Origin of the sequence: Loktanella sp. DJP18 (assembly GCF_049310965.1) — a bacterium.
GTDB lineage: Bacteria > Pseudomonadota > Alphaproteobacteria > Rhodobacterales > Rhodobacteraceae > Loktanella.
This window is the reverse complement of the sequence record NZ_JBMERN010000218.1, coordinates 1-3,771: the sequence shown is the minus strand read 5'-3', so window position 1 is coordinate 3,771 and position 3,771 is coordinate 1. Positions and strand designations below refer to the sequence as shown.

5 protein-coding genes are annotated in these 3,771 nt (G+C 57.9%); 2 read left to right on the top strand and 3 right to left on the bottom strand.

What is annotated here, in order from left to right:
• Window positions 1-164: 164 nt before the first annotated feature.
• From ACOI1H_RS24100 to ACOI1H_RS24090, 3 genes are all read right to left on the bottom strand, one after another.
• Entirely contained in the window at window positions 165-476 is a 312-nt protein-coding gene (locus ACOI1H_RS24100) for a hypothetical protein (RefSeq protein WP_422440744.1), read from the bottom strand.
• Window positions 449-913: a hypothetical protein gene (locus tag ACOI1H_RS24095; protein ID WP_422440743.1), complete on the bottom strand. Its 465-nt coding sequence runs from the start codon at window positions 911-913 to the stop codon at window positions 449-451. The genes ACOI1H_RS24100 and ACOI1H_RS24095 overlap by 28 nt, the downstream gene beginning before the upstream one ends.
• Window positions 914-1,130: 217 nt before the next feature.
• Entirely contained in the window at window positions 1,131-1,853 is a 723-nt protein-coding gene (locus ACOI1H_RS24090; RefSeq protein ID WP_422440741.1) for a hypothetical protein, read from the bottom strand.
• Window positions 1,854-2,119: 266 nt separating this feature from the next.
• On the opposite strand from ACOI1H_RS24090, the gene ACOI1H_RS24085 reads away from it, so the two are divergent.
• Window positions 2,120-2,689 (top strand): hypothetical protein, encoded by a 570-nt coding sequence (locus ACOI1H_RS24085; RefSeq protein ID WP_422440739.1) that lies wholly within the window; start codon window positions 2,120-2,122, stop codon window positions 2,687-2,689.
• Between the two features lie 162 nt (window positions 2,690-2,851).
• Window positions 2,852-3,771: AI-2E family transporter (locus ACOI1H_RS24080; protein WP_422440737.1), on the top strand; the 920-nt coding region annotated here is incomplete at its 3' end.

The window sequence follows — 3,771 nt, the reverse complement described above, 5'->3', positions numbered from 1 at the left end:
CAGGAGATCCTCGATCCAGGCGGTTTTCATTGCCTGGCTGTTGCCAAGCGAGAAATAGATCGCGGCTACGATGGATGCCAGCACCGCAAGCCACACCAACTGCACCCGTTGTGCGCGGGCAAGGGCCTGACGCTGTCCATCTGGCAGATTGCGCGCACCACACCTCACTGCGACGACCGCAGCAGGGCGGGAACGTCCCGCTCCTGCGTCCGGAGAAATGTTTCCAGCCGCAGCAGCCAGGCGTTCTCACCCTTTCTGACTGCAAAGACATGTTTGTCTTCTGACAGGACGATGCCGGTCGGGACGAGGTCCAGATCCTCAGCACGCCAATGAGGCAGGGCGACGAGGTCCGTTTCGGACAGGTCAGACACCGGTTGCCCATCCCGGTCGCGGATGAAACGTTCGACCACGATGCCGGGTGGTACGGCGACAGCTTCATCCTTGATGCTCAGGGGCGCGTTGCCGCCTGGCGGCATTGCAACCAGAAGCGCCCCGGTGAAATAGTCATAGGTCGGCGCGGCGACCCCGTGCGCAGTAACGTCACGGCGAAGAACGCGAGATCTGCTTTGCCTTGTTCTACCGCGTGAATGGCCTCGAAACCTGACAGTCGGAGCCAGTCGACGTGCACCCCCAAGGCCTCGGCAAAAGCCAGAACAAGGGCGGCTTCGGCACCGGCGGGAGGGGCCTCGTCGCGAAGCTTCACCCAGGGCGGGTTGTCCGACACCGCCACGATCATGATATCTTCGGCAAGAACTGTCTGTAGCGTCTGATGGGGATCGCGGGGATAGGCCGGCAGTGCGGTTGCCCACAGAATCAGAGCCAGACCGGTTATCAATGCCCCGACGGAATGTCGCCTCGCCGCGCCTGAGGTGGGCGACGAGGCGACTGAAATGGTCTCGGGCGACGCTGTCATCGGGGGCTCCCCATGATGAAGCTGCGGGACGTGTCCGCTGCAACCTGTGCAGGTCGAACCCGTCGGAAAAATGATTGTTCCACCGATGTTCATACGGAAACGGCTTGCATCGTGCTGACAGCTTCTTTTCGCAGACGGCCGGGGCAGACCTGAACCGAAGCAGACCGGAATTGCCCCAACATGCTGGTCGGATCAGTACTGTCTGTTTCCATCACGATCAGAGCGCGAGCAGCAGGGCAGCGTAGGCCATTGCTGCACCAACGAAAGGCAAGAGGCGGCTTTCGCGTTCGTCCGGCAATTCTTCCTTCAGAACGTTCAGCACGACGGCACCCGCAAGGAATGCAAACAGAAGACCGACGCCGACTTGAGACACGTCCGTCAGCCAACCCAGTACCCAACCTGACAGAACAGCTCCTGCAAGAATCCACCGCGCCGTCGTGTCATAGCGTGCCTTGTGATCCTGGCGCAGGCCAAAGTCGTTCGTGACGAAATGGAGCGCCATAGCCAGCCCATAGATGATGAGAGAGCCGTAACCGGACTCTTCCCGGTGAAGCAGAAGATAGCCAATGATCAGGTTATAAACTGCAAACGATCCGATATGCAGCCAGAAGGGGCCCGCGTCGGCAACACCCTCGTCTGAACGGGTCTGCCGGAAACCCTTTATGACCCGTTCAAGTCCGTAGAACACCACCAGACCGGCAAGCGAAAGCGAGTAGACCAGTCCGTCTGCCACCTTCTCGGTGGTGTTCAGTTCATTTGCAAAGGTCGTGCTGTGTGCAGCAAGCTCGGGCAGGACGTGCAGAAAGATGTAGGTGACGGCAACGCCGCCGGCCGCTGACAGCCAGCGGCTTCGCGGTGTGCGATCCAGGAACCTCAGCCGGCCGATGCCGATATGGACCAGCGCAAACATGCATGCGAATAGAAAACTGACGAAGGCCATAATTCTTCAATTCCGTGGATGAGTACATGTTCCTTATCGGCAGCATCGTACTCTGCGGTGCTCGTACAGATGAAGATCGCAACCAAATCACGCACACGATGAACATGACCGCAAATGACTGAGCAAAAAAGATAAATTCGGAGAAGAGGATCGCCTCGATACCTTCTTACATAATTTTAATCTTCAAACGGGGAACATTGGTCGGGGACTCGACATTGGGGACGCAGATGCAGCAAGACGCTGCGAACACAAACGGAGGACGATCCATGACTATGAAGTTCACAAAACTGACAGGTGCCACTGCAATTGTGGCCGCTCTGATGGCCGGACCCGCACTGGCACAGGATATGTGGGACGCCAATAGCGATGGCGCGTTGGGCGCAGAAGAATTCGCAACGGGCTTTGCTGATCGCGGCATCTTCAGTTCCTGGGATCAGGACAGCGACGGTCTACTGTCGGATACCGAATTCTCGGATGGCGTCTACGGCACCTATGATGCCGACGTCAGCGGTGACCTCGACGAGACCGAATACGGCATGATTGATGAGGGCCGTTCTGCATCCGGTTACTGGGGTAACGATGAAGTCGGCTACGACTATCAGGCTTGGGATGTTGACGGCGACGGCGTCATTCTGTCCAACGAGTTTGCTGATGGTTGGGGTGAAACCGGCATGTTCGGTGAATTCGATGTGGATACGGACGGTGCCCTGTCAGAAGACGAATTCTCGAATGGTGTATTCGGCCAGTATGACGAAGACGGTACCGGCATCATCGAAGAGCCCGAATTGACCGATATCGGTGATGACATGGGCGATGAAGGCTTCTGGGACGTCTGAGACGTATCGGATATATCACTAAAAGGGGGGCCGGCGTGTGCCGGCCCCTCTCACCTGATAACCACTGAAGTTGCTCGTTTCGTGTAACTGTTTGGAGTGTGACTTCAATATTCGGGAAACTTTCGACTTTCTGATCCTTTCGCGTCGCAGGCGGGACATGGCATGCAGGACCTTCCCTTTTCAGATCAGATCCGACGCATCGGTCTGCGGCTGATCGTCCTGATCACGGTCATCCTTTCCGGTTGGGCCTTGCGGGCAACCGGGACGTTCATGATCCCGGTGATCTGTTCCATTTTCCTTGCCCTTCTGGTCGGGCCGCTCGACCGCAGCATCGTTTCACGTGTGCCCGCCCGTTTCGGATGGGTCGGTCACGTCGTCGCGATGGGCGCAATCGTCTTGTCCTTGCTGGTCTTCGTGGCGCTGCTGTGGGTGTCCGCCCAGCAGGTCATGGCCCGCTACCCGATGCCTACCATGGTCGACGCATTGTTACCGCAATTTGGTGGGCAGGGCGAGGGCGGGACCGCGTCGAATGTATCCGGCGGAAGCGGCCAGACGACAAGCCCTACAGACACCACTGGGGAAACCGCGTCGCAAACCGAACAAGCGACGCAATTATGGCCGCAGATCAAGGCGGCCTTTTCAGGTGCCGGCGATTCCATCGCCGTGCGCATCATGAACTGGGCCTCGACAATGGCGTCCGATATCCTGCTCGCAGCAGGTACGACCTTGACGGTGCTGGTGCTCATCTTTTTTCTGACGCTCATCATGCTGATCGAACGTGTAAGTTGGCGCGTCAAGCTCGAGACCGTGCTTGGATCGACCGATCAGCGGACGGCAATGCGATCCGTCACGATTATCGCAGACCGGTTGCGACGCTATCTTGTTGCTCGGGCGATCCTCGGCGTCTTGACTGCAGGCCTGTATTCGGTCTGGCTCTGGCTATTCCGGATCGATCTTCTCGTCGTGTGGGCCCTGTTGGCATTTCTTTTCAACTTTGTGCCGACGTTCGGGTCCATGATTACGGGCGGATTGGTTGTGACCTATGCCTTCATCCAGAAGGATGCCGGCACCGCTGCAATCAT